19 protein-coding genes are annotated in these 22,489 nt (G+C 73.8%); 10 read left to right on the top strand and 9 right to left on the bottom strand.

Annotated elements, in window-relative coordinates; translation table 11 throughout:
- Positions 1-1,215, bottom strand: a complete 1,215-nt coding sequence (locus ACZ402_RS08965) for a substrate-binding domain-containing protein (protein ID WP_375823022.1) — start codon at positions 1,213-1,215, stop codon at positions 1-3.
- Between the two features lie 259 nt (positions 1,216-1,474).
- Here ACZ402_RS08965 and ACZ402_RS08960 point away from each other — a divergent pair, with 259 nt between their 5' ends.
- The gene (locus tag ACZ402_RS08960; protein ID WP_375823021.1) at positions 1,475-2,968 is read left to right on the top strand and encodes an extracellular catalytic domain type 1 short-chain-length polyhydroxyalkanoate depolymerase; all 1,494 of its coding nucleotides are present in this window, start codon (positions 1,475-1,477) and stop codon (positions 2,966-2,968) included.
- A gap of 106 nt (positions 2,969-3,074) precedes the next feature.
- Here ACZ402_RS08960 and nhaA read toward each other — a convergent pair whose 3' ends face one another.
- A complete protein-coding gene (nhaA, locus tag ACZ402_RS08955; RefSeq protein WP_375823020.1) occupies positions 3,075-4,394 on the bottom strand; it encodes a Na+/H+ antiporter NhaA in 1,320 nt (439 codons plus the stop codon).
- A gap of 181 nt (positions 4,395-4,575) precedes the next feature.
- Here nhaA and ACZ402_RS08950 point away from each other — a divergent pair, with 181 nt between their 5' ends.
- Entirely contained in the window at positions 4,576-5,487 is a 912-nt protein-coding gene (locus ACZ402_RS08950; RefSeq protein WP_375823019.1) for a YqeB family protein, read from the top strand.
- Positions 5,488-6,230: 743 nt separating this feature from the next.
- Here the strand turns inward: ACZ402_RS08950 and ACZ402_RS08945 are convergent.
- Both ACZ402_RS08945 and ACZ402_RS08940 read right to left on the bottom strand, forming a co-directional pair.
- Positions 6,231-6,815, bottom strand: a complete 585-nt coding sequence (locus tag ACZ402_RS08945; protein WP_375823018.1) for a DUF1697 domain-containing protein — start codon at positions 6,813-6,815, stop codon at positions 6,231-6,233.
- Positions 6,782-8,248 (bottom strand): amidase, encoded by a 1,467-nt coding sequence (locus ACZ402_RS08940; RefSeq protein ID WP_375823017.1) that lies wholly within the window; start codon positions 8,246-8,248, stop codon positions 6,782-6,784. The genes ACZ402_RS08945 and ACZ402_RS08940 overlap by 34 nt, the downstream gene beginning before the upstream one ends.
- Positions 8,249-8,416: 168 nt before the next feature.
- On the opposite strand from ACZ402_RS08940, the gene ACZ402_RS08935 reads away from it, so the two are divergent.
- From ACZ402_RS08935 to ACZ402_RS08920, 4 genes are all read left to right on the top strand, one after another.
- Positions 8,417-9,037, top strand: a complete 621-nt coding sequence (locus tag ACZ402_RS08935) for a PadR family transcriptional regulator (RefSeq protein ID WP_375823016.1) — start codon at positions 8,417-8,419, stop codon at positions 9,035-9,037.
- The gene (locus tag ACZ402_RS08930) at positions 9,034-10,680 is read left to right on the top strand and encodes a DHA2 family efflux MFS transporter permease subunit (RefSeq protein ID WP_375823015.1); all 1,647 of its coding nucleotides are present in this window, start codon (positions 9,034-9,036) and stop codon (positions 10,678-10,680) included. The genes ACZ402_RS08935 and ACZ402_RS08930 overlap by 4 nt, the downstream gene beginning before the upstream one ends.
- Positions 10,681-11,020: 340 nt before the next feature.
- Positions 11,021-12,400: a PhoH family protein gene (locus ACZ402_RS08925; RefSeq protein ID WP_375823014.1), complete on the top strand. Its 1,380-nt coding sequence runs from the start codon at positions 11,021-11,023 to the stop codon at positions 12,398-12,400.
- A gap of 136 nt (positions 12,401-12,536) precedes the next feature.
- Positions 12,537-12,776, top strand: a complete 240-nt coding sequence (locus ACZ402_RS08920; RefSeq protein WP_375823013.1) for a TM2 domain-containing protein — start codon at positions 12,537-12,539, stop codon at positions 12,774-12,776.
- Positions 12,777-12,844: 68 nt separating this feature from the next.
- Here the strand turns inward: ACZ402_RS08920 and ACZ402_RS08915 are convergent, their stop codons facing one another.
- Both ACZ402_RS08915 and ACZ402_RS08910 read right to left on the bottom strand, forming a co-directional pair.
- Positions 12,845-14,290, bottom strand: a complete 1,446-nt coding sequence (locus ACZ402_RS08915; RefSeq protein ID WP_375823012.1) for a class II fumarate hydratase — start codon at positions 14,288-14,290, stop codon at positions 12,845-12,847.
- 97 nt (positions 14,291-14,387) lie between these two features.
- Positions 14,388-15,059 carry a carbonic anhydrase gene (locus ACZ402_RS08910; protein ID WP_375823011.1) on the bottom strand — a complete coding sequence of 224 codons (672 nt, stop codon included), beginning with the start codon at positions 15,057-15,059 and terminating at the stop codon, positions 14,388-14,390.
- Between the two features lie 125 nt (positions 15,060-15,184).
- On the opposite strand from ACZ402_RS08910, the gene ACZ402_RS08905 reads away from it, so the two are divergent.
- From ACZ402_RS08905 to ACZ402_RS08890, 4 genes are all read left to right on the top strand, one after another.
- Entirely contained in the window at positions 15,185-16,477 is a 1,293-nt protein-coding gene (locus tag ACZ402_RS08905; RefSeq protein ID WP_375823010.1) for a sugar ABC transporter substrate-binding protein, read from the top strand.
- Positions 16,474-17,523 carry a carbohydrate ABC transporter permease gene (locus ACZ402_RS08900; RefSeq protein ID WP_375823009.1) on the top strand — a complete coding sequence of 350 codons (1,050 nt, stop codon included), beginning with the start codon at positions 16,474-16,476 and terminating at the stop codon, positions 17,521-17,523. The genes ACZ402_RS08905 and ACZ402_RS08900 overlap by 4 nt, the downstream gene beginning before the upstream one ends.
- Entirely contained in the window at positions 17,523-18,374 is an 852-nt protein-coding gene (locus ACZ402_RS08895; protein WP_375823008.1) for a carbohydrate ABC transporter permease, read from the top strand. Before ACZ402_RS08900 ends, ACZ402_RS08895 begins: the two co-directional genes overlap by 1 nt.
- A 118-nt stretch (positions 18,375-18,492) precedes the next feature.
- Positions 18,493-19,746 (top strand): ABC transporter ATP-binding protein, encoded by a 1,254-nt coding sequence (locus tag ACZ402_RS08890; RefSeq protein WP_375823007.1) that lies wholly within the window; start codon positions 18,493-18,495, stop codon positions 19,744-19,746.
- A gap of 61 nt (positions 19,747-19,807) precedes the next feature.
- On the opposite strand, the gene ACZ402_RS08885 is transcribed toward ACZ402_RS08890, so the two are convergent.
- The 3 genes from ACZ402_RS08885 to xseA all read right to left on the bottom strand — a co-directional run bounded on the left by ACZ402_RS08885 (position 19,808) and on the right by xseA (position 22,474).
- Positions 19,808-20,773 carry a carbohydrate kinase family protein gene (locus ACZ402_RS08885; protein ID WP_375823006.1) on the bottom strand — a complete coding sequence of 322 codons (966 nt, stop codon included), beginning with the start codon at positions 20,771-20,773 and terminating at the stop codon, positions 19,808-19,810.
- Positions 20,770-21,069, bottom strand: coding sequence for an exodeoxyribonuclease VII small subunit (locus tag ACZ402_RS08880; protein WP_375823005.1), 300 nt, complete (start codon positions 21,067-21,069; stop codon positions 20,770-20,772). Before ACZ402_RS08880 ends, ACZ402_RS08885 begins: the two co-directional genes overlap by 4 nt.
- Before the next feature lie 61 nt (positions 21,070-21,130).
- A complete protein-coding gene (gene xseA, locus ACZ402_RS08875; RefSeq protein ID WP_375823004.1) occupies positions 21,131-22,474 on the bottom strand; it encodes an exodeoxyribonuclease VII large subunit in 1,344 nt (447 codons plus the stop codon).
- Positions 22,475-22,489 lie beyond the last annotated feature (15 nt).

Here is a 22,489-nt window from a genome sequence, read left to right as displayed (position 1 = left end):
TCAGCCCGCCTCGGCCGGCGCGACGTCCTCGCCCGGCACCTCGGTGACGAGCTCGGGGTCCCAGGCGTCGCCGTCGGCCACGAGCTTGACCTGGTACATCGGCTGGATCAGCGCGTGGTCGGACGCGCGGACCGTCGTCGCGCCCTTGGGCCCGTCGAAGCTCCAGCCCTCGAGCGCGTCGACCATGGCGTCGACGTCGTCGCCGCCCTCCTCGATCGCGTGGACGATCATCTGCGCCGCGACGAAGCCGTCGGGCGTGAAGAGGTCCGCCTGCTTGCCGGCCGCCTCGACCGACGCGAGCATCGCGGCCTCGACCTCGGTGCCCGCGGCGCCGGGGAAGTAGTGGTTGAGGAAGTCGACCTTGCTCGCCGCGGCGCCGTACGCGCCGTAGGTGGCGACGTCGCCGAGGCCGGTGACGACCGTCGTCGAGTCGAGCACGCCCTGCTGGTCGAGGCCCTGCCACATCGCGCCCGACGTCGCCCCGGCCCACGCGACGAACACGAGGTCGGGCGCGGCGTCGACGATCTGGTGCGCGAACGGCGTGAACTCCGTCGCGTCCTCGGGCACGAGCACGCTCGTCACCTCGGCGCCCTGCGCGCCGAGGACCGCCTCGACCGCGGCGAGGTTGCCCTGGCCGAACGCGTTGTCCTGCGCGAACACGACGACCTTCGCGCCGTCGGGGTCGACGAACGTGCCGGCGGTCGCGACGTCCTGGAGCGACTGGCGCCCCGAGCGGAACGTGTAGTCGTTGATGCCGGTGAGCGCGTCGACCGCGGCCGGGCCGGAGATGTAGAGCACCTTGTTCTGCTCGGCCTGCTCGGCGAGCTTGAGCGCCACGCCGGACACGACCGTGCCGCCGAGGATCTGGTAGCCCTTGCCGATGAGGTCCTTCGCCTGGCCGACCGCCTTGTCGGGGTCGCCGCCGTCGTCGTGGAACGTCACGTTGACGGGCCGGCCGTCGACCTCGCCCGTGCCGTCGGTCGCGTAGTCGAGGCCGGCCTGGAAGCCCTCGTAGTAGGCCTCGCCGTAGGCCGCGAGCGGCCCGGTCTTGGAGTAGATGATGCCGACGTCGACGGGGTCGGCGCTCGCGCTGCTCTCGCCTCCGGTCGTGTCGCCGCCGGTCGCGTCGGTCGGCGCGCACGCCGCGAGCACGAGGCTCGCGGCCGCGAGCGCGGCGACGGCGAGTGCCGGCCGCTGGGACTTCTTCGTCCGCATGACTTCGCCCTTCGTTGGGTGGTCCTGGGGGAGCGCCGCTCAAACATGAGAGGCGATTCAGGTTGCGGGAATCATGGATCCGCGACGAGCGCGGTGTCAACCCGCGCCGGTCACGATCCGGCCACGGGGCCGACGAGGCGATGTTGACAGGTGATTCAGGTCACACGTAACGTCCGGTTCGCCCGGGTCCGGCGCGCGACGGTGCGCGCCGCAGCGCGTCCGGCGCTGACGGCGACCCGACCTCGACGTGGAGGTTCAGATGGTCAGGCACTCCCTCAGGCGGCGCGGCCGCGCCCGCCGGTCCGCGGCCGCGCTCGCCCTCGGCACGGCGCTCGCCGTCGTGCTCGCGCCGCTCGTCACGGCCCCCGCGTCCGCGGCCGGCTCCTGGTCCCAGCGCTCGGCGGGCGGCATGACGGTCGAGCTGTACCGGCCGACGACCGCGCCCGCGCTCCCCGGCGGTCGGGCGCTCATGGTCTCGCTGCACGGCTGCGTCCAGACCTCGCAGGTGCTCAAGAACGCGGGCAACTGGACCGCGACCGCCAACGAGCACGGCATGGTCGTCGCGATCCCCGCGGCGCCGAGCGGCGGCGTCCTGCTCGGCTGCTGGGACTACTACGACACGAACCACAGCCGGACGAACCCCGCGCGGCACGACGACAACCTGCTCGACCTCGTCTCGGCGCTGCTCGCCGACACCTCGCTCGGCATCGACCCGGACCAGGTGTACGTCAGCGGGCTGTCCTCCGGCGGCGGCCAGGCGATGGTCATGGGCTGCCTCGCGCCCGACGTGTTCGCCGGCGTCGGGATCGCGGCCGGGCCCACGGTCGGGACGACGTCCGGCCAGATCGGGAGCGTCGCGACGACGCTCGCGCAGGCGCGCTCGACGTGCCGGACGTTCGCGGGGACGCACGCGGCGGAGTTCGCCACCCAGGTGACGTCCATCGTCTTCGGCAGCGCGGACACGACCGTCGCGACGGGGTACGGGACGCTGAACGCCCAGGTCATGGCCGACCTCTACGGCGCCGGGACGACGTCGTCGTTCTCCCTCGCCGGGCTCGCGGGGACGAACACGGCGGGCTCCGGCTCGCTGTGGTCGGACGCCGACGGCCCGCGCGTCTCGCTGGTCCGGAACACCGGGCTCGCCCACGCGTGGCCCGCGGGCGGCGGGCCGGGCGGGTCGTACGTGTCGACGAACAGCATCGACTACCCGGCCTACCTCACCGACTTCCTGTTCGAGAACAACCGCCGGGTCGACCGCGACCCCGGCACCGGGCCCGAGCCCGACGTCGTCGCTCCGACGGTCACGATCACGTCGCCGACCGCGGGCGCGACCGTGACAGGGGCCGTCCGGGTCGCCGTCGCGGCGGCGGACGACCGCCGCGTGGACCGCGTCGAGCTGAGCGTCGACGGCACCGCGCTCGCGACGCTGCGCACCGCCCCGTACGCGGACGACTGGGACACGACGGCGCTCGCGGCGGGCGCCCACGTGCTCGCCGCCCGCGCGGTCGACGCGGCGGGGAACGCGACGACCGCACAGGTCACCGTGACGGTGCAGGTGCCCTCCGGACCGTGGTGCGGCACGGCGACGAACGCCCAGCACCAGGCTGCGGGTCGCGCGATCTCCTACGGCGTGGACCCGTACAACCCGTACTACGCGGTGGGCTCGCTCGCGTACCTCGGCCAGGGCGACGCGACGGTCACGACGCTGCGCGAGGCCGCGCCGGGCCGCTACGAGGTCGCGACGACCTGCTGAGCGGGCCCCACGCGGCGCACCGACCGGTGCCGAACCCGGGGATACGGGCGAGCTGGGCCCTCGCCTCGCCCGCAACCCCGGGTTCGGCGAACGCGGACGGCCCGGGTCAGTGCTCCAGGCGGTCCTTCGCGTCGCCGATGTGGTCGGTGACGTCGTCCGGCAGGTCGTCGAGGTTCATGTCGTTGCTGCGCGCACGCCGGGCGTCCCAGCGCAGCGCGACCGCGGCGAGGGCGGCGGCGATCGTCGACGCGGCGAGGACGGCGATCTTCGCCGCGTCGGTGTGGGTCGAGTCCGGGAACGACAGCTCCGCGATGAGGAGCGACACGGTGAACCCGATGCCGCCCAGCAGGCCGACCGGGAGCAGGTCGCGCACCCCGATGCCCGGCGCGAGGCGCAGCGGGGTGAACCGTGTGACGAGCGCCGTCACCCCGAGCACGCCCACGAGCTTGCCCAGCACGAGGCCGAGGACGATCGCGAGCACGACCGGCTGGCCGAGGACGTCGCCCCCGCCGCCGACGAACGTCACGCCCGCGGCGAAGAACGCGAACACCGGCAGGGCGATCCCCTGGGAGACCGGGCGCAAGGCGTGCTCGAACCGGTGCGTGCGCGACTCGGTCTCGCCGTGCATCGCGAGCGCGGGGACGGTGAAGCCGAGCAGGACGCCCGCGATCGTCGCGTGCACGCCGGACTCGTGGACCAGCACCCACGCGACGACCGCGACGGGCACGAGGAGCCACCACCGGGTGCGCCGTGCCCGGACCAGCACGGCGAACAGCGCGACCGCGACGAGCGCGAGGCCGAGGAACCCGATGCGCAGGTCGGCCGTGTAGAAGACCGCGATGACGACGATCGCGAGCAGGTCGTCCACGACCGCGAGCGTGAGGAGGAACGTGCGGATCGCGGCGGGCAGCCCGCGCCCGAACACGGCGAGCACGCCGAGCGCGAACGCGATGTCCGTGGCCGTCGGGATCGCCCAGCCGTGCAGCGCGCCGTCGTCGCCCGCAAGCAGCACGACCGCCGTGAAGATCGCCGCCGGCACGGCCATGCCGCCGACCGCGGCGAGCATCGGTACCCCGGCCTGCCGTGGGCTCCGGAGGCTGCCCGCCACGAACTCCTGCTTGAGCTCGACGCCCACGACGAAGAAGAAGATCGCGAGCAGCCCGTCGGCGGCCCAGGTCTCGAGGCTCAGGTCGAGGTGCAGGGACAGCGGGCCGATCGAGGCCGGCCCGACCACCGTCTCCGAGAGGGTCGTGTACGCGTCCCGCCACGGGGAGTTCGCCCACAGCAGCGCGAGCAGCGCCGCGCCGATGAGCAGCGCGCCGCCCGTCGTCTCTCTGCTCACCCACCGGCGCAGCCGCACGCGAGGCGAGGGCCGGTCCGTCGACGGGGCGGGGTGGGTGCCGGAGGGCGGGGTGGCGTGGGTCATCGTGCTCCCGGGGTCGCTGTCGTGTCGCACGGCCCGCGGACGCGAGACCGTGGCCGACCAGACTTCCCGGCACACCGTCCTCGATTCTACGGGGGCCGTACCCCGCGCGGCCGACGTGCTCGTCTGGCGATCATCCTCCCGGGCGACGCCGCCCGCGGCCAGCGCACGTGAGGATCGGCAGGTGCCCGACAACGTCCCCCGCCCCGCGCCCGACCTCACCCCGGCAGAGTCCACCGACTCCGCCCCGACCCCGACACCTGCCCCGACGCCGTCCCCGACCCCGTCCCCGGACGGGACGGTGTCGCCGGACGTGCCGACCGTCGTCGGACCGACGGCGCTCGACCGCTGGCTCCTGTGGGGCGGGTCGCCGGTCCTCGGGGCGCTGCTCGCGTACGGGGCGCTCCACCTCGCCGGATGGATGGCGGGACTGCGGTGGGCGCCGTTCCAGGGACTCGCGCGCGCCATCGACGAGCTCCTCGGCGAGCGGGGAACCCTCGGCGTCGCGATCTGCCTCGCCCTCGGGGTCGGTGCCGGGCTCGTGTTCGCCGCGCACGCGGTGCGGGACATCGCGGTCGTGACGCTCGACGCCGCGCACGCAGCCGTCGACCGGCGCGGCGACCGCACCGAGCTGGACCGGGACCACGTCACCGCCGTGCTCGTCGACCGCAAGGACCTCGTCGTGCTCGGCCGTCGGACCCCGACCGCCACCGACCGGCCCACGTCGCCCGCGGCGCGCACCGCACCCGACGCCGGCGTCGACATCGTGGACGGCGACGCTCACGACGCACCGGTCGTCGAGCTCCTGCACGTCCGCACCGAGCTCGCGACCCACCGTCTTGCCGACGCGTTCCGGTCGCACGGCTGGCCGTGGCACGACGGCGACCCGTGGGCAGAGGAGTTCCGGCGCTGGGTCCCCGGCGACCCGTCGCTCCCGCCGAGCGCCGACGCGGTCCTGCGCGCCCGCGCGACGATGCTCCAGGCCGACAAGACGTCCGACGCCGCCGACCTGCGGCGCGAGCTCGCCCGCCTCGACGTCGTCGTCCGCGACGTCGACAAGGTCCAGCACTGGCGCCCGGCCACCCCGCCGAGCTAGAGCCCTGGTTCGTGTGTTCGACGGCGGTCTGGTCACCTTGGGTGGCGGGATGGGTGGTGGTGCCGCGTCTACCATCCGCCGCTCGTTCCTCGCGGCTCCCGCCAGGCCCGCCACGACGCGGCACCACCACCCACCCCGCCCGGCGTCGTCTCGCCCTGGTCTCCGCTCACCTCGGGCGACTGCCCGCGGTGTCGGTTCCCCGAGCATGTTCCCGCTGTCGCGTTCGGTAGCCGCGTGGCACGGTCGTCCCGGCTCCCGGCTCCCGGCTCCCGGCTCCCGGCTCCCGGCTCCCGGCTCCCGGCTCCCGGCTCCCGGCTCCCGGCTCCCGGCTCCCGGCTCTCGGTGCCGTTGCGCCGTGGCCGTGGGTTGCGTCACCGTCGCGACGGTTCTGGTCGTCGCGATGTCGCGTCGAGTCGTGGCGACATGACGTCGAGCAGGTGGTTGTGGTTCGTCGGGGGTGTCTGACGAGCCGTGGTCGCCTGTTCGGCTTACGGGGATGGCCTGGTCGGCCGGGCGGCAGGCCCGTGGTGGGCCGACGGCTGAGCGGTGGGGGTGGACTCGGATGCGAAGGGGCGTCAGAGCGGCGCTCCTAGAACCCACGCCCGAAAGACCAGGGTGAGGGCGCCGCAGCCCCGAGCACCGAGGACACCCGCGCCGCGGACCCGACCCCGCGGGCTTGAATTCCGAGCACGCCTACCTCGCCGGACCACGGCTCTACCCTGCGTGACCCCTCGGCGGGGCGGTCAGGCGGAGGTGTCCTCGGCGAGGGTGAGGAGGCGGGTCATGGTGTTCCAGTTGCGGCCGGTCACCGGGGCGCCGGCGGCCTTCGTGAGGACCGCCGTCGTGAGCTTCGAGCGGCCGATGCCGTCGGGGTAGGCGACGTACAGGACGCCGTTCGCGACGGCGGCGCGCTCCGTCCCGCCGCGGTCGTCGATCGTGGCGGCGCCGTCCGGGTCGACCGGGGTCTCGCCGACGAGGACGAGGAGCGCGGCGGGTCGCTCCTGTGCGTCGTCGGGGAGGGGGTTGCCGCGGACGATCTTGCGCAACCGCTCGGTCGTGAGCACGGCCACGGCGGCGTCGACGCCGAAGCGTTCGGCGACGGCGTCGTGCAGGAGCCGCGCGACGTCGTCGGGACCGGACGCGCCCGAGGTCCCGGGCGCGACGACGAGGTTGCCGCTGTTGACGACCGTGCGGGCGTGCGCGAACCCGAGCTCGCCCGCGAGCTCGCGCAGCGCGGTCGACGGGACCTTGCGCCCGCCCACGTTCACGGCGAACAGCAGGGCGACGTAGGCGGTCACGACGCCGTCCCCGGTCGGCGGTGGGACCACGGCGCGGCCTCCTCCAGGCGGGCGGCGAGGTCGAGGAGGAGCGCGTCGTCCCCGTGGTCGGCGCCGAGCATGACGCCCACGGGGACGGTGGCGGACGACCCGTCGGGGTCGGTCACGTGCGCCTCGCCGAGCGGGAGCGAGATCGCGGGGCGGCCGGTGAGGTTCCACACGCTGGTCCAGGGGGTGAACGCGGTCTGTGCGGCGAAGTCGGCGGCCGGGTCGTCGTCGATCCGCTGGCTGCCGACGAGCGCGGGCGGCTGCGCGAGCGTGGGGGAGAGCACGACGTCGACCCCGGCCCAGGCGGCGGCGACCTCTCGCGTGAGCTGCTGCACCCCGGCGAGGGCGGTGGCGTACGCGAGCCCGCTCACGCCGCGCCCGCGCTCGCGCAACCACCGCGTGAGCGGGACGAGCAGGTGCTCGCGGTCCGGCGGGACGGGGGCCTGGAGCGCGCCGACCGACCACAGGGCGGCGAACGCGTCCCAGCGCTCGGCGCCGAACGGCGGGGGGATCTCGACGACGTCGTGCCCGAACCCTGCGAGGAGCGCGGCGGTCGTGCTGGCCGCGTCCGCGCACGCGGGGTGCACGGGCGCGTCGGCGGCGATCACGGGGTCGAGCAGGAGCCCGACGCGGAGCCGCCGCCCCGACGGTGCGGCGGCCAGGCGTGCGGTGAACGTGTCGCCCGGCCACGGGCGCGCGAGCACGTCGAGGAACGCCGCGGCGTCCCGGACCGACCGGGTGAGGACGCCGTGCGTGGCGAGCCCCGCGCCGTCGACCCCGTACGGCCCGGGGCTCACGAGCCCGCGCGACGGCTTGAGCCCGACGAGCCCGCACGCGCTGGCGGGGATCCGCAGCGAGCCGCCACCGTCGCTCCCGTGCGCGACGGGGACGACGCGTGCCGCGACCGCGGCCGCGGCGCCGCCGCTCGACCCGCCCGCGGACCGTGCGAGGTCCCACGGCGTCCGGGCCGTGGGCCCGACGTCGGGCTCGGTGTAGCAGGGCAGGCCGAGCTCCGGGGTGGTCGTCTTGCCGACCATGACGGTGCCCGCCGCGCGCAGGAGCGTCGCGACGCCGTCGTCGTAGGGCGCCGGGAACGGGTCGATCGCGGCCGACCCGGCGCGGATCGGCACGCCCTCGACCATGGTGAGGTCCTTGACCGGGCACGGGACGCCGAGGAACGGCGGCGGCGCGCCCGGCTCCGTGGACGCGGCGACGAGGGAGCCCGCGCGACGTGCCGCGACGAGCGCGGCCTCCGCGGCGAGCGCCTGCGTGTGCGCGAGGTCGGCGGTGACGACGGTGAACGCTCCGACGTCCGCGCCGACGCCCGTGGCGGCGTCGAGCGTCGCGTCGAGCACCTCCGTCGGGGAGGCGTCGCCGCTCCGGAGCGCGTGGGCGAGGGCGGTCGCGTCGAGGTCGAGCAGGTCGGTGACGCTCATGGCTCGTGAACCTACGCGGCGGGCCGCGACCGCGCGAACCGCCCGGGGTCGACACCCCGCCGGGTCCGGCGTATATTCCAGTCGGAATATTCCTTGCGGACCTCCCTGTCCGGGCCACCTGCCCGCACCGTCCGCCGCCCCCGCCGTGAACCCGTCCCGGAGACGACCGTGCCCGCACCGCGCCTGAGCCCCACGGCGACCCTCGTGCTCGCCGTGCTGCTCGACCAACCCATGCACCCGTACGAGATGCTCGTACGCCTGCGCAAGCGGCGCGACGACCGGCTCGTCCGGCTCAACCCGGGCGCCGTCTACCACGCGGTCGACCGGCTCGAGCGCGACGGCCTCGTCGAGCGCGCGGGCGTCGACCGCGACGGCAACCGGCCCGAGCGCACCCTCTACGCCATCACCGACGCGGGCGTCGCCGCGCACCACGACCGCACGCGCGACCTCGTCCGCGAGACGCCGCCCGAGTACCCGGCGTTCCCGGTGGGGCTCGCGCTCGTGCACGACCTCCCGCTCGAGGACGCCCTCGCCCTCCTGCGGGAGCGCCGGGCAGCGCTCGCGGCCGCGACGGACGGGGTGCGCGAGCACCTCGACGGCGTCGTCACGCGCGGGCTGCCCCGGCGCTACCTGCTCGACGCGTCGTTCCAGCTCCACCAGGCCGAGGCCGAGATCGCGTGGCTCGACGCGACGGTCGCCGACCTCGAGTCGGGCGCGCTGAGCTGGACCGACCAGCCCGCGCCTGCGTTCCGCTTCCCCCGCACGACCTCACCTCAGGAGCCCTCGTGACCACTCCCGCCCCGGGCAGCAGCCCGAGCACGGCCCCGGCGCCCGCCGACGGCGGCTCGCGCGTGGTGCCCCTCGTCGACCTCCACGGCCGCAGCGCCTGGAGCATCCTGCCGCCGCTCATCCTCGGCTTCTTCATGATCATGGTCGACACCACGATCGTGAACATCGCCGTCCCGACGCTCCAGACCGAGCTCGACGCGTCGCTCGTCGCGGTGGGCTGGGTGAACAGCGCCTACCTGCTCTCCTACGCCGTGCTGCTCCTGCTCGCCGGGCGCCTCGGCGACCGGTACGGCCCCAAGCCCGTGTTCGTCGTCGGGCTCGCGGTCTTCACGATCGCGTCCGCGTGGTGCGGGTTCTCGGGATCCATCGAGATGCTCATCGCGGCGCGCGTGGTCCAGGGCGTCGGCGCGGCGCTCATGACGCCGCAGACCATGGCGATGATCACGCGCGTCTTCCCGCCGCGGCAGCGCGGCGCGGCCATGGGCCTGTGGGGCGCGACCGCCGGCGTCGCGACGATCGCCGGACCGCTGCTCGGCGGCGTGTTCGTCGAGTCGTGGGGCTGGGAGTGGATCTTCTTCGTCAACGTGCCGGTCGGCGTCGTCGCGCTGTGGTTCGCGCTCACGCGCCTGCCGCGCCTCGCGACGAACAAGCGCTCGTTCGACGTCCTCGGCGTCGTGCTCTCGGTCGTCGGCCTGTTCGCCGTCGTCTTCGGCCTCCAGGAGGGCGAGACGTACGACTGGGGCACCATCACCGGGCCGATCACGGTCTGGGGCGTCATCGGCGCCGGGCTGCTCGTGCTCGTGGGCTTCGTCCTGTGGCAGCGCCACCTCGGCGACGGCGCGCTCCTGCCCCTGCGGCTCTTCCACTCCCGCAACTTCTCGCTCGCGAACATCGCGGGCATGTCCGTCTCGTTCGCGATGATCGGGATCTTCTTCCCCCTGACGATCTACCTGCAGTCGATCCTCGGGCTGTCGCCGCTGCACGCCGCCCTCGTCAACCTGCCGGGGTCGCTGGTGTCGGGGATCGTGGCGCCGCTCGCGGGTCGCCTGTCCGACAGGGTGCCCGCCAAGTGGGTCGTAGCGACCGGGTTCGGCGTCCTCGCGGTCGCGATCGGGTGGCTCGCCCTGGTCGTCGGCCCGGGGGTGTCGGTCGTGACGATCGTGCTGCCCATGACGCTGTTCGGCATCGGCACCGGCTGCGTGTTCTCGCCGCTCGCCAACCTCGCGACGTCGGGCCTCGACCACCGCACCGCGGGCGCCGGGGCGGGCGCGTTCAACACCACGCGCCAGGTGGGCGGCGTCATCGGCTCGGCGGCGATCGTCGCGACCCTCACCGCGCGCCTCGCCGTCACCCTCCCCGCCGCCGCGCAGGACGCGGCGGCCTCCCTCCCCGAGCAGTTCCGCCAGCAGTTCGTCGACGGCTTCGCGAACGCCGGGTCGCTCCAGGGCGGCCAGGGCGGCTCCTTCCCGCTCCCGCCCGGGGTGCCCGACGACGTCGCGCGCCAGGTGACCGACGCCGCCACCGCCGCGTTCCACCAGGGGTTCGCGACCGCCGTCGGGCAGACGCTCGCGGTCACGGCCGCGGTCCTGGTGCTCGGCTTCGTGTGCGCGATCGCGATGACACCGAAGCACGTCGAGCACTGACCCGCGAGATCGGCCCGTACGTCGCGAGATCGGCCTCCCGAGGGTCGATCTCGAACGCTCGGGCCGATCTCGCGGAGCACGCTTCCGGACCACCGCGTGAACGGAGGGTTAAACCTCGCCCCGGAGGCGTGTCGGGGGTGGTGAGCGGAATCACACCGGCGTAGTTTCGATGAGACGGACGGCACCACCGCCGTCCTCCGGGAGGCCAGCCGATGGGGTTCACGCTCCGCTCAGGAGGGCCGGCACCGGCGCTGCTGAGCCGTGGCACCCACGGCCCGACGGCCGGTCGCCCGCCTCGCCCAGAGAGAGAACGGCGCCCGCGCGCCGGAGGGGAGCCCTCGTGGTCCGCACCTCACCCACCCCCGGTACCTCACCCACCCCGCAGGATGACGCGAGAGACGACGACGCGCGCCGCACGTTCGTCGTCGACACCTCGGTCCTGCTGAGCGACCCCCGCGCGATCGGGCGGTTCGCCGAGCACGACGTCGTCCTCCCGGTCGTCGTCATCACCGAGCTGGAGGCCAAGCGCCACCACGCGGAGCTCGGGTACTTCGCCCGCAGCGCGCTGCGCATGCTCGACGACCTGCGCGTGAAGCACGGCCGGCTCGACGCCCCGATCCCGGTCGGGGACGTCGGCGGGACCCTGCGCGTCGAGCTCAACCACACCGATCCCGACGTGCTGCCCGCCGGCTTCCGGCTGGGGGACAACGACACGCGCATCCTCTCCGTCGCCGCGAACCTCGCGGCGGAGGGGCACGACGTGACGGTCGTGTCCAAGGACCTGCCGATGCGGGTCAAGGCGTCGGCGGTCGGGCTGCGCGCGGAGGAGTACCGCCACGAGCTCGCCGTCGACTCGGGCTGGACCGGCATGGGGGAGATCTCCTTCACGGACGCCGAGGCGGCGTCGCTCTGGGAGCACGAGTCCGTCGAGCTCACGAGCCTCGACCCGGAGGTCGTCGAGGCCGCCGGACCCCTGCACTGCCACACGGGCCTCGTGGTGCACTCGCCGCGCGGCTCCGCGCTCGGCCGCGTCACGGCGGACAAGCACGTGCAGCTCGTGCGCGGCGACCGCGAGCTCTTCGGTCTGCACGGTCGCTCGGCGGAGCAGCGCGTCGCGATCGACCTGCTCCTCGACGAGTCCGTCGGCATCGTGTCGCTCGGCGGCCGGGCGGGGACGGGCAAGTCGGCGCTCGCGCTGTGCGCAGGGCTGGAGGCGGTCATGGAGCGTCGGCAGCACCGCAAGGTCATGGTGTTCCGCCCGCTCTACGCGGTGGGCGGCCAGGAGCTCGGGTACCTCCCCGGCTCCGAGGCCGAGAAGATGAACCCGTGGGCGCAGGCCGTCTACGACACGCTCGGCGCGCTGGTCTCGCCCCAGGTGCTGGACGAGGTGATCGACCGCGAGATGCTCGAGGTGCTGCCGCTCACGCACATCCGCGGGCGCTCGCTGCACGACGCGTTCGTCATCGTCGACGAGGCCCAGTCGCTCGAGCGCAACGTGCTGCTCACGGTCCTCTCGCGCATCGGTCAGTCGTCGCGCGTCGTCCTCACCCACGACGTCGCGCAGCGCGACAACCTGCGCGTCGGGCGGCACGACGGCGTCGCCGCGGTCATCGAGGCGCTCAAGGGCCACCCGTTGTTCGCGCACGTGACGCTCACGCGCTCCGAGCGCTCGCCCGTCGCGGCGCTCGTCACGGAGATGCTCGAGTCGATCGAGGTCTGAGGCGCGTCGCGCGCGCGTCTCCGGAGGCGGGTGAAATCTCCGCGGACGGATCCACGGACCCACCACGGCACGCTACGCTTCGGCCGCCGTCGTGGTGGGCGCCGTGCCCGTCACTCGACTTCCCGGAGGAAGCCCCATGTCCGTCCCCGTCTCGAACCAGGCCACGAGCCCCAAGCTCCTGCTGCCCGCGGTGCTGCTCTGCTTCTTCCTCGGCACGCTGGGCGTGCACCGCTTCTACGTCGGGAAGATCGGCACCGGCGTGCTCATGATCCTCACGCTCGGCGCGTTCGGGGTCTGGACGCTCGTCGACCTCATCATGCTGATCGTCGGCGCGTTCCGGGACAAGGAGGGGCGCAAGCTCACCCAGTGGACCTGAGCGAAGGCTGAACGACGCGGGCCAGGTGCGAACGCACCTGGCCCGCGTCGTGCCGTCTCCGCGGTGGGTCAGGCCTGCGGCGGGCGCGTCATCGACAGCACGTCGAGCGCCTCGTCGAGCTGCGCCTCGGTGACCTCGCCGCGCTCGACGAACCCGAGGTCGATCACGGCCTGGCGGACGGTGAGGCCCTCGTTGACGGAGTGCTTCGCGACCTTCGCCGCCGCCTCGTAGCCGATCACGCGGTTGAGCGGCGTGACGATCGACGGCGACGACTCGGCGAGCGCGAGCGCCCGCTCGACGTTCGCGGTGATCCCCGCGACGGTCTTGTCGGCGAGCACGCGGGACGCGTTCGCGAGGAGGCGGATCGACTCGAGGACGCCCTGGGCGATGACGGGGATCTGCACGTTGAGCTCGAACGAGCCCGACGCGCCCGCCCACGCCACGGTCGCGTCGTTGCCGATCACGCGCGCGGCGACCATGAGCACGGCCTCCGGGACGACCGGGTTGACCTTGCCCGGCATGATCGAGCTGCCCGGCTGCAGGTCGGGGATGAAGATCTCGCCGAGGCCCGTGTTGGGGCCGGAGCCCATCCAGCGCAGGTCGTTGCAGATCTTGGTGAGGGACACGGCGATCGTGCGCAGCGCGCCGGACAGCTCGACGAGGCCGTCGCGCGAGGACTGCGCCTCGAAGTGGTCGCGCGCCTCGGTGAGCGGCAGGCCGGTGTCCTCGACGAGCAGCGCGATGACACGCTGCGGGAACCCGGCGGGCGTGTTGATGCCCGTGCCGACGGCGGTGCCGCCGAGCGGGACCTCGGCCGCGCGGGGCAGGGCCGCCTCGAGGCGCTCGACGCCGTAGCGGATCGCGGCGGCGTAGCCGCCGAACTCCTGCCCGAGCGTGACGGGGGTGGCGTCCATGAGGTGGGTGCGGCCCGACTTCACGACGGTCTCGAACTCGGCCGACTTGGCCTCGAGCGCCTCGGCGAGGTGGCCGAGCGCGGGCACGAGGTCCCGCACGACGCCCGCGGTGGCGGCGACGTGCACCGACGTGGGGAACACGTCGTTGGAGGACTGCGAGGCGTTGACGTGGTCGTTCGGGTGCACGTCGCGCCCGAGCGAGCGCGTGGCGAGCGTCGCGAGGACCTCGTTCGTGTTCATGTTCGACGACGTCCCGGACCCCGTCTGGTAGACGTCCACCGGGAAGTGCGCGTCGTGCGCGCCGGAGGCGACCTCGTCGGCCGCGGCGACGATGGCGGCGGCGACGTCCTCGTCGAGCACGCCGAGCTCGGCGTTCGCCCGGGCCGCGGCCTTCTTCACGCGCGCGAGGGCCTCGATGTGGCCGCGCTCGAGCGGGGTGCCGGAGATCGGGAAGTTCTCCACGGCGCGCTGCGTCTGCGCGCGGTAGAGAGCCTGCGCGGGGACGCGCACCTCGCCCATGGTGTCGTGCTCGATGCGGTACTCGGTCGTCGGTGCGGCCTCGCCGGCGGCGGCGCCGGAGGCCTCGGGAGATGCAGTCATGGGGCCATCCTGCCGCACCGCGCGCGGGCTCCCGCAACCCGCGTGACCCAGGTCACGCGGGGTGCGGGCGGCCCGGCCGGGCGCCGGTGCCGGGGCCTCAGTCGTCGGCGAGCGGTGCCTCGCCGACGTCGCCCACGACGTCGACCAGGCGGGCGCGGCCCTCGGCGAAGTCGTACTCGACGCCGACGATCGCGCAGCGCCCCTCCGCGACCGCGGCCGCGAGCCCGGCGGAGTACGAGTGGAGCATGTCGACCGTGTTGCGCACGTGCTCGCGGCGCAGCACGGCCGGGTCGAGGTTCTCCAGCGAGCCGTTCCCGGCGCCGGTGATCTTCGCGATCGACGGGATGACGCGGTCGACCACGGCGCGGACGAACCCGTCCGCCTGGGCGCCGGTCGTCAGCGTGTCCACCGCGGCTCCGACGGCGCCGCACGAGTCGTGCCCCAGCACCACGACGAGCGGCACGGACAGGAGCTCGACCCCGTACTCGATCGACCCGAGCACGGTCGTGTCGACGACGTGGCCCGCCGTGCGCACGACGAACATGTCGCCCAGGCCCTGGTCGAAGATGATCTCCGCCGCGACGCGCGAGTCCGAGCACCCGAACAGCACGGTGTGGGGGTGCTGCGACGACGACGTCTCCCGCCGTCGGTCCGCGCCCTGCGACGGATGGAGCGGGGCGTCCGCGACGAACCGGTCGTTGCCGGAGCGCAGGGTCGCCCAGGCCTCGGCCGGGGTGAGGGGGGCGGGGGTCGGGGAGGCAGACGTCATGGCCTCATGATCGCAGCCCGCGTCCGCGCAGGCCGGAGCCGTTCGCATGGCGAACCACCGGGTCCGGGTGTAGCCATGGAGGGGGACGCCGGGAGACCGGCTGGCCGCGACCGAGGGGAGCTGACGTGCGTCGACGCACCCGAGCGCTCGCCGTCCTCGTCGCCGTGGGGCTCGTGGCGCCGCTCGCCGCGTGCGGCCCGGGCGACGACGGGACGCCGGTGCTCACGTGGTACATCAACCCGGACAACGGGGGGCAGGCCGACATCGCCGCGTCCTGCACGGAGGCTGCCGGGGGCGCGTACCGGATCCAGACCGAGCTGCTGCCGCGCGACGCCGCGTCGCAGCGCGAGCAGCTCGCCCGCCGCCTCGCGGCGAAGGACTCGTCGATCGACGTCATGAGCCTCGACCCGGTCTTCATCGCGGAGTTCGCGGAGGCCGACTTCCTCGCGCCGGTGCCCGCCGACGTCGCCGACGCGACGACGCAGGACGTCGTGCAGGGCGCGATCGACGCGTCGACGTGGAAGGACGAGCTGGTCGCCATCCCGTTCTGGGCCAACACCCAGCTCCTCTGGTACCGCAAGTCGGTCGCCGAGGCCGCGGGGCTCGACATGTCGCAGCCCGTCACGTGGGACCAGATCATGAAGGCCGCGCAGGACCAGGACAAGCTCCTCGCGGTCCAGGGCGCCAAGGCAGAGTCGCTCACGGTGTGGATCAACGCGCTCGTCGAGGGCGCGGGCGGGCACATCCTCGAGAACCCGGAGGCGCCGGCGGACGAGGTGAAGCTCGGCCTCGACACCGACGCGGGCAAGGCGGCCGCGACCATCATCGGCGAGATCGGCACGTCGGGCGTGGGCGGCCCCGGGCTGCCGAGCGAGGACGAGCCGGCGTCCCTGACGAAGTTCCAGGGCGACAGCGGATCGTTCATGGTCAACTGGCCGTTCGTCTGGTCCTCCACCCAGGGCGCGGTCGACGCGGGGTCGCTCGACCAGTCCCTGCTCGACGACATCGGCTGGGCCCTCTACCCGCAGACCACGGAGGGCGAGGACGCCCGTCCGCCCTACGGCGGCATCTCGCTCGGCATCGGCGCGTTCGGCAAGCACACCGACCTCGCGTACGAGGCGGCGCAGTGCATCGTCAGCCCGGAGAACCAGGCCGAGTACTTCGTGACCAACGGCAACCCCGCCGCGAGCATCAAAGCCTACGACGACCCCGACGTCCAGAAGGCCTTCCCCATGTACGACGTCATCCGCGACTCGCTCGACCAGGCCGCGCCGCGACCGCAGACGCCGTTCTACAACGAGGTCTCCACGGGCCTGCAGCAGACGTGGTACCCACCGGCGTCCGTCGACCCCGACACGACCCCGCAGCAGTCCACCGAGTTCATCACCGCCGTCCTGCGAGGGGAGCGACTCCTGTGAACGCCGGACCTCCCGCCGAGCCCGCACCCCGCGGCCGGCACGCCACGCCGTCGACCACGACCGAGGAGGCTTCAGCCCGTCGCGAGACCCGCCGCGGGTCCCGGGACGACGCCCGCGGCGCGCCCGACGCCGCCGCGAAGGCCGCGCGCAGCGACCGGGCCCGCGCCGAGGCGCGCCTCGGGTGGTACCTCGCCGGGCCGGCGTTCGTCGTCATGCTCGCCGTGACGCTGTACCCGATCCTGCAGGCGGTCTACGACTCGCTCTTCAACTACAAGCTCACCGCCCCGGACGACCGCGCGTTCGTCGGGCTCAACAACTACGTCGTGATCCTCACGGACCCCGTGTGGTGGAAGGCCCTGTGGGTCACCGTCCTCATCACCGTGATCACCGTCGCGATCGAGCTCGTCCTGGGCTTCGCGCTCGCGCTCGTCATGCACCGCGCGATCAAGCGCCTGCGCGGGCTGCTGCGCACCGCGATCCTCGTGCCGTACGGGATCATCACGGTCGTCTCGGCGTTCGCGTGGTTCTACGCGTTCGACATCACGTCCGGGTACGTCAACCACTGGTTCGACTGGGTGCCCGGCATCGGTCCCGACCTCAACTGGTTCGCCCAGCAGGGCACGAGCCTGTTCGTCATCATCATGTCCGAGGTCTGGAAGACGACGCCGTTCATCTCCCTCCTGCTCCTCGCCGGCCTGGCGCAGGTGCCGGGCGATCTCGAGGAGGCCGCGAAGGTCGACGGCGCGACCGCGTGGCAGCGGTTCACGCGCGTCATCGTGCCGAACATGAAGGCCGCGATCATGGTCGCCGTCCTGTTCCGCGCGCTCGACGCGTTCCGCATCTTCGACAACGTCTTCATCATGACGAACGGCGCGAACGGCACCGAGGTGCTGTCGCTGCTCGCCTACCGCACCTCGATCGGCCAGCTCCAGATCGGCATGGGATCGGCCATCTCGGTGCTGCTGTTCCTGTGCGTCGTGCTCATCTGCTTCATCGCGATCAAGCTCTTCAAGGTGGATCTCGCCGGCGCGAGGGGGGAGAAGTGATGGGCAGCGTCCTCAGCACCCGGGCCAAGATCTGGTGGGCCGTCATCACGGTCGTCGTCCTCGTCGGGGCGCTGTTCCCCGTGCTGTCGATCTTCATGACGAGCTTCAAGGCGTCGAGCGACATCAACTCCGGGACGTTCCTCCCGCCGCGGTGGAGCACCGAGAACTACGAGCAGATCCTCGCGTCGGACGGCTCGGCGCAGGAGCTGTTCCTCTCCGCCCTGCGCAACTCGATCGGCATCTCGCTCATCGCGACCGTCATCGCCGTCGTGCTCGCGACGCTGTGCGCCTACGCGATCGCCCGCCTCGACTTCCCGGGCAAGCGCCTCATCCTCACGACGGCGCTCGGCGTCTCGATCTTCCCGGTCGTCTCGATCGTCACGCCGCTGTTCAACCTCTGGCGCAACATCGGCCTGTACGACACGTGGCTCGGCCTCATCATCCCGTACCTGTCGCTCACGCTCCCGATCTCCATCTGGACGCTCGCGGCGTTCTTCCGGCAGATCCCGTGGGAGCTGGAGCAGGCCGCGCAGGTCGACGGGGCGACCCCCTGGCAGGCGTTCCGCAAGGCGATCGTGCCGCTCGCGGCGCCCGGCGTCTTCACGACGGCGCTCATCGCCTTCTTCATCGCGTGGAACGACTTCGTCTACGGCATCTCGCTCACGTCGACGAGCGCCGCGCGCCCGGTCCCGGCAGCGCTGGCGTTCTTCACCGGCGCGTCGTACTTCGAGGAGCCGACCGGAGCGATCTCCGCGGCGGCCGTCGTCGTGACGATCCCGGTCGTCGTCCTCGTCGTGCTCTTCCAGCGTCAGATCGTCTCCGGCCTGACCCAGGGGGCGGTGAAGGGATGAGCACGACCGATCGCCGGGCGACCACCCGGCAGCCGCCCCTGCTGCCCGCCGCGGCACCGCCGCGCCCCGCCCGCGCCGTCGCGCACCGTGCCGCACGCCGAACCCGAGGAGAGAGCTGATGGCGTCGATCACCCTCAAGGACATCGTCAAGCGCTACGGCGACGGGTTCCTCGCGGTGGACCGCGTGAACCTCGACATCGCCGACGGCGAGTTCGTCATCCTCGTCGGCCCGTCCGGCTCGGGGAAGTCGACGGTCCTGCGCATGATCGTCGGGCTCGAGGACATCACCTCCGGCGAGCTCGACATCGACGGCACGCGCGTCAACGAGAAGGCGCCACGCGAGCGCGACCTCGCGATGGTGTTCCAGAACTACGCGCTGTACCCGCACCTCACGGTCGCCGAGAACATCGCGTTCCCGCTGCGCCTCGCCAAGGGCAAGCACAGCGAGGAGGAGATCCGCGAGAAGGTCGAGCGCGCGGCCGACATGCTCGACCTCCGCGAGCACCTGGACCGCAAGCCCGCGAACCTGTCGGGCGGCCAGCGCCAGCGCGTCGCGATGGGGCGCGCGATCGTGCGCGACGCGAAGGCGTTCCTCTTCGACGAGCCGCTGTCCAACCTCGACGCCAAGCTGCGCGGTCAGACACGCACGGAGATCGCCAGGCTGCAGCGGCGCCTCGGCACGACGACCGTCTACGTCACCCACGACCAGACGGAGGCCATGACGCTCGGCGACCGCGTCGCGGTGCTGCGCCGCGGTGTCCTCCAGCAGGTCGCGAGCCCGCGCGGGCTCTACGAGCAGCCCGTCAACCTGTTCGTCGCGGGGTTCATCGGCACGCCGCCCATGAACTTCCTGCCGGGCGAGGTGTCGGGCGGGCGGATCACGCTGCCGTTCGGCGAGTTCGACATGCCGGAGAACGTCGCGTCGGTCGTCGGCGACCGGGGCCTCGTCATCGTGGGGCTGCGGCCAGAGCACTTCGAGGACGCGCGGCTCGTCGACCCGTCCAAGAAGGACCGCGGCCACACGTTCGAGATCCAGATCGACGTCACGGAGTGGCTCGGCGCGGAGCTCTACGCCTACGTGCCGTTCGACATGCACGAGTCCGTGAAGGGCCAGCTCGAGGAGCTGGACCGCGAGCTCGACGGCGAGGGCCTGCGCAGCCAGTTCGTCGTCGCCCTGGACTCCGCGTCGCGCGTGCGCGACGGCGACACGACGGAGCTGTGGTTCGACCCGACGAAGATGATGATCTTCGACCCCGAGACGAGCGAGAACCTCACGCGCGACGACGCCGAGGCCGACCGCATCGAGGAGGAGAACGCCGAGGACCGCAAGCGGTCGCTCGAACGGGCCCAGAAGCAGGACGCCCAGGTCTGAGGTGCGGCGTCGGCCGCCCGGGCGACCCGTCCGGGCGGCCGACGCGCGCCGGGAGACCGGCTCAGGCGGGCGCGAGCTCGGCGCGGCGCGGCGGGTTGGCGCCGGCGCGCGAGACGGTGACGGCGGCGACGGCGGCGCAGCGCTCGAGGAGGCGGGTGAGCGTGGCGGTGTCGACGGCGCGCAGCGCGTCGCGGCGGTCGGCGCCGAGCAGGCCGGCGTCCCAGAGCCCGTCCAGGAGCGCGCCCATGAAGGAGTCGCCCGCGCCGACGGTGTCCACGACCTCGACCCGCGGGGCCGTGACGCGCTGCTCGCCTGCCATGGTCAGAGCGAGGGCGCCCTCGCCGCCGTAGGTGACGACGACGAGCGCGGGGCCGAGCGCGAGCCAGTCGCGCGCGACCGCGACGGGGTCCGTCCCGGGCACGAGCCAGGCGAGGTCCTCGTCGCTGACCTTGACGACGTCGGCGAGCGCGACGAGCGCCTCGATCCGGGCGCGGGCGTCGGCGGGGTCGCCCATGAGCGCGGGGCGGGCGTTGGGGTCGTAGGTGATCGTGGCGGTGTCGCGCGCGGCGGCGACCAGGGCGCGCACGTCGGACGCGCCGGGCTCCAGGACGGCGGCGATCGAGCCCGTGTGTACGGCGAGCGTGCCGGCGCCCGGGGCGGTGCCGGCCGGGACGCGCCACTCCAGGTCGAACTCGTAGGTGGCGGCGCCCTGGCCGTCGAGGTGGGCGGTGGCGACGCTGGTCCGGTCGGCGCCGGTGCTGCCGGGGGCGAGGGTCACGGCGGAGTCGTCGAGCCAGGACCGGACCGCCTCTCCGTGGGCGTCGGTCCCGAGCCAGGTGGCCAGGCGCGCGTCGCGCCCGAGCCGCCCGAGGGTGAGGGCGACGTTGGCGAGGCTGCCGCCGGGGTGCTCGTCGACGCTGCCGTCGGCGCGGTGCACCACGTCGATCAACGCCTCGCCCACCACGAGCACGTGCTCGTGGCGCTCCGGGGCGCCGTCGGTCGCGGGGGCGGCGGGGGAGGTGCTCATCGGTCGTCTCCGGTGGTGTCGTCGGGGGTCTCGTCGGACTCGTCGTGCGTGCCTCCCGCGTCCTGGGAGCGTGCGGCGTCGAGCCGGGCCCGCGCACCGTCGAGCCACTCCTGGCAGCGCGCGGCCAGCGCCTCGCCGCGCTCCCAGAGCGCGAGCGACGCCTCGAGCGGCTCGCCGCCGGCCTCGAGCCGCGCGACGACCTGCACGAGCTCGTCGCGCGCCTGCTCGTAGGAGAGCGTCGCGACGTCGGTCGTGACAGCGTTGTCAAAGGAAGTCACGGCAGTATTCAACCCCATCTGTGCGTCATGGTCGGACCGGGCGTCCGGGAACCGGGCGCCGCGGGGTGCGGGACGCGGCTCACGGCGCGCCCCGGGAGGCGTCGGGCGAGGGCTCGCCGTCGTGCGTGGTGGTCACCGCGGCGTCGAGCGCGCCGCGCGCGAGCCGCACGCGGACGACGTCGCCCGCCGCGACGTCGTCGGGGGAGCGGACCACGTGTCCGTCAGCCCGCTGCACGACGGCGTACCCCCGCTCGAGCGTCGACGCCGGCGACAGGGCCCGGACCTGGGCATCCAGCCGACCGACCTCGCCGGAGGCGCGGACGAGCCGCGTGTCGAGAGCGCGTCGCGCGCGGTCGCGCAGCGCGGCCACCCGCTCGGCGTGGTCGGCGAGCATCGTGCCGGGGGTGGCCAGCACCGGGCGGGACCGGAGGCCGTCCAGCAGCGCCTGCTCACGCGCGACGCGCCCGGCGATCGCCGTCCGCAGCCGGTGGCGCCCCTGGGCCAGGCGTGCCCGCTCCTCCGCGACGTCCGGGACGACGCGCCTCGCGGCGGCCGTCGGCGTCGAGGCGCGGTAGTCCGCCACGAGGTCGAGGATCGGGCTGTCCGTCTCGTGGCCGATCGCGCTGACGAGCGGGGTGCGGCACGCCGCCGCCACCCGGACGAGGGCCTCGTTCGAGAACGGCAGCAGGTCCTCCACCGCCCCGCCGCCGCGCGCGACGACGATCACCTCGACGTCCGGGTCGGCGTCCAGCGCGCGGATCGCGTCGCCCACCTGCTGGACGGCGTGCGCTCCCTGGACCGCGACCTCCCGGATCTCGAACCGGACCCGGGGCCAGCGGGCGCGCGCGTTGACCACCACGTCGTGCTCGGCCTTGGACTCCCGGCCGCACACCAGCCCGACGACCTTCGGCAGGAACGGCAGCGGCCGCTTGCGGTCGGCGTCGAACAGGCCCTCGGCGGCGAGGACGCGCTTGAGGTGCTCGATGCGCGCGAGCAGGTCGCCGACGCCCACCGGACGGATCTCGCGCGCCTGGAGCTGGAGCGAGCCGCGCCGCGTCCAGAAGACCGGCTTGGCGTGCACGACGACGTGCGCGCCCTCCGTGAGGGGCGTGCCGTCCAGCACGCGCGTGGCCGCGGACACGGGCAGCGACATGTCCAGGTCGGTGTCGCGCAGCGTGAGGAAGGCGGTCGAGGTCCCCGGCCTCCGGTTGAGCTGCACGACCTGGCCCTCGACCCACACGGGAGCCATCCGCTCCACGTACTGCTCGATCTTGCGGGCGAGGAGCCGCACCGGCCACGGGTGCTCCGGACTCGTCTCGAGCGCGCGCGCCGGAAGCGGGCCGCGGTCCCCGGGCCGGGCGCCCCGCGCGGACGAGACGCCCGGCCGGGGGGCGTCGTCGGGCAGGGGGAGCGAGGCGGTCACGGGTCCAGCCTGCCG

The sequence above is a fragment of the Cellulosimicrobium sp. NPDC030954 genome (assembly GCF_055571305.1).
Note: the sequence above shows the minus strand (reverse complement) of the source record. Positions and strands in the feature narration are given on the sequence as shown.

Coding starts and splice junctions, on each gene's coding strand:
- ACZ402_RS08940 (WP_375823017.1), bottom strand. CDS start 8,248: ATGAGCGTCACCGACCTGCTCGACCTCGACGCGACCGCCCTCGCCCAC.
- ACZ402_RS08910 (WP_375823011.1), bottom strand. CDS start 15,059: ATGACGTCTGCCTCCCCGACCCCCGCCCCCCTCACCCCGGCCGAGGCC.
- nhaA (WP_375823020.1), bottom strand. CDS start 4,394: ATGACCCACGCCACCCCGCCCTCCGGCACCCACCCCGCCCCGTCGACG.
- ACZ402_RS08885 (WP_375823006.1), bottom strand. CDS start 20,773: ATGAGCACCTCCCCCGCCGCCCCCGCGACCGACGGCGCCCCGGAGCGC.
- ACZ402_RS08895 (WP_375823008.1), top strand. CDS start 17,523: ATGGGCAGCGTCCTCAGCACCCGGGCCAAGATCTGGTGGGCCGTCATC.
- ACZ402_RS08880 (WP_375823005.1), bottom strand. CDS start 21,069: ATGGGGTTGAATACTGCCGTGACTTCCTTTGACAACGCTGTCACGACC.
- ACZ402_RS08960 (WP_375823021.1), top strand. CDS start 1,475: ATGGTCAGGCACTCCCTCAGGCGGCGCGGCCGCGCCCGCCGGTCCGCG.
- ACZ402_RS08920 (WP_375823013.1), top strand. CDS start 12,537: ATGTCCGTCCCCGTCTCGAACCAGGCCACGAGCCCCAAGCTCCTGCTG.
- ACZ402_RS08965 (WP_375823022.1), bottom strand. CDS start 1,215: ATGCGGACGAAGAAGTCCCAGCGGCCGGCACTCGCCGTCGCCGCGCTC.
- ACZ402_RS08890 (WP_375823007.1), top strand. CDS start 18,493: ATGGCGTCGATCACCCTCAAGGACATCGTCAAGCGCTACGGCGACGGG.
- ACZ402_RS08915 (WP_375823012.1), bottom strand. CDS start 14,290: ATGACTGCATCTCCCGAGGCCTCCGGCGCCGCCGCCGGCGAGGCCGCA.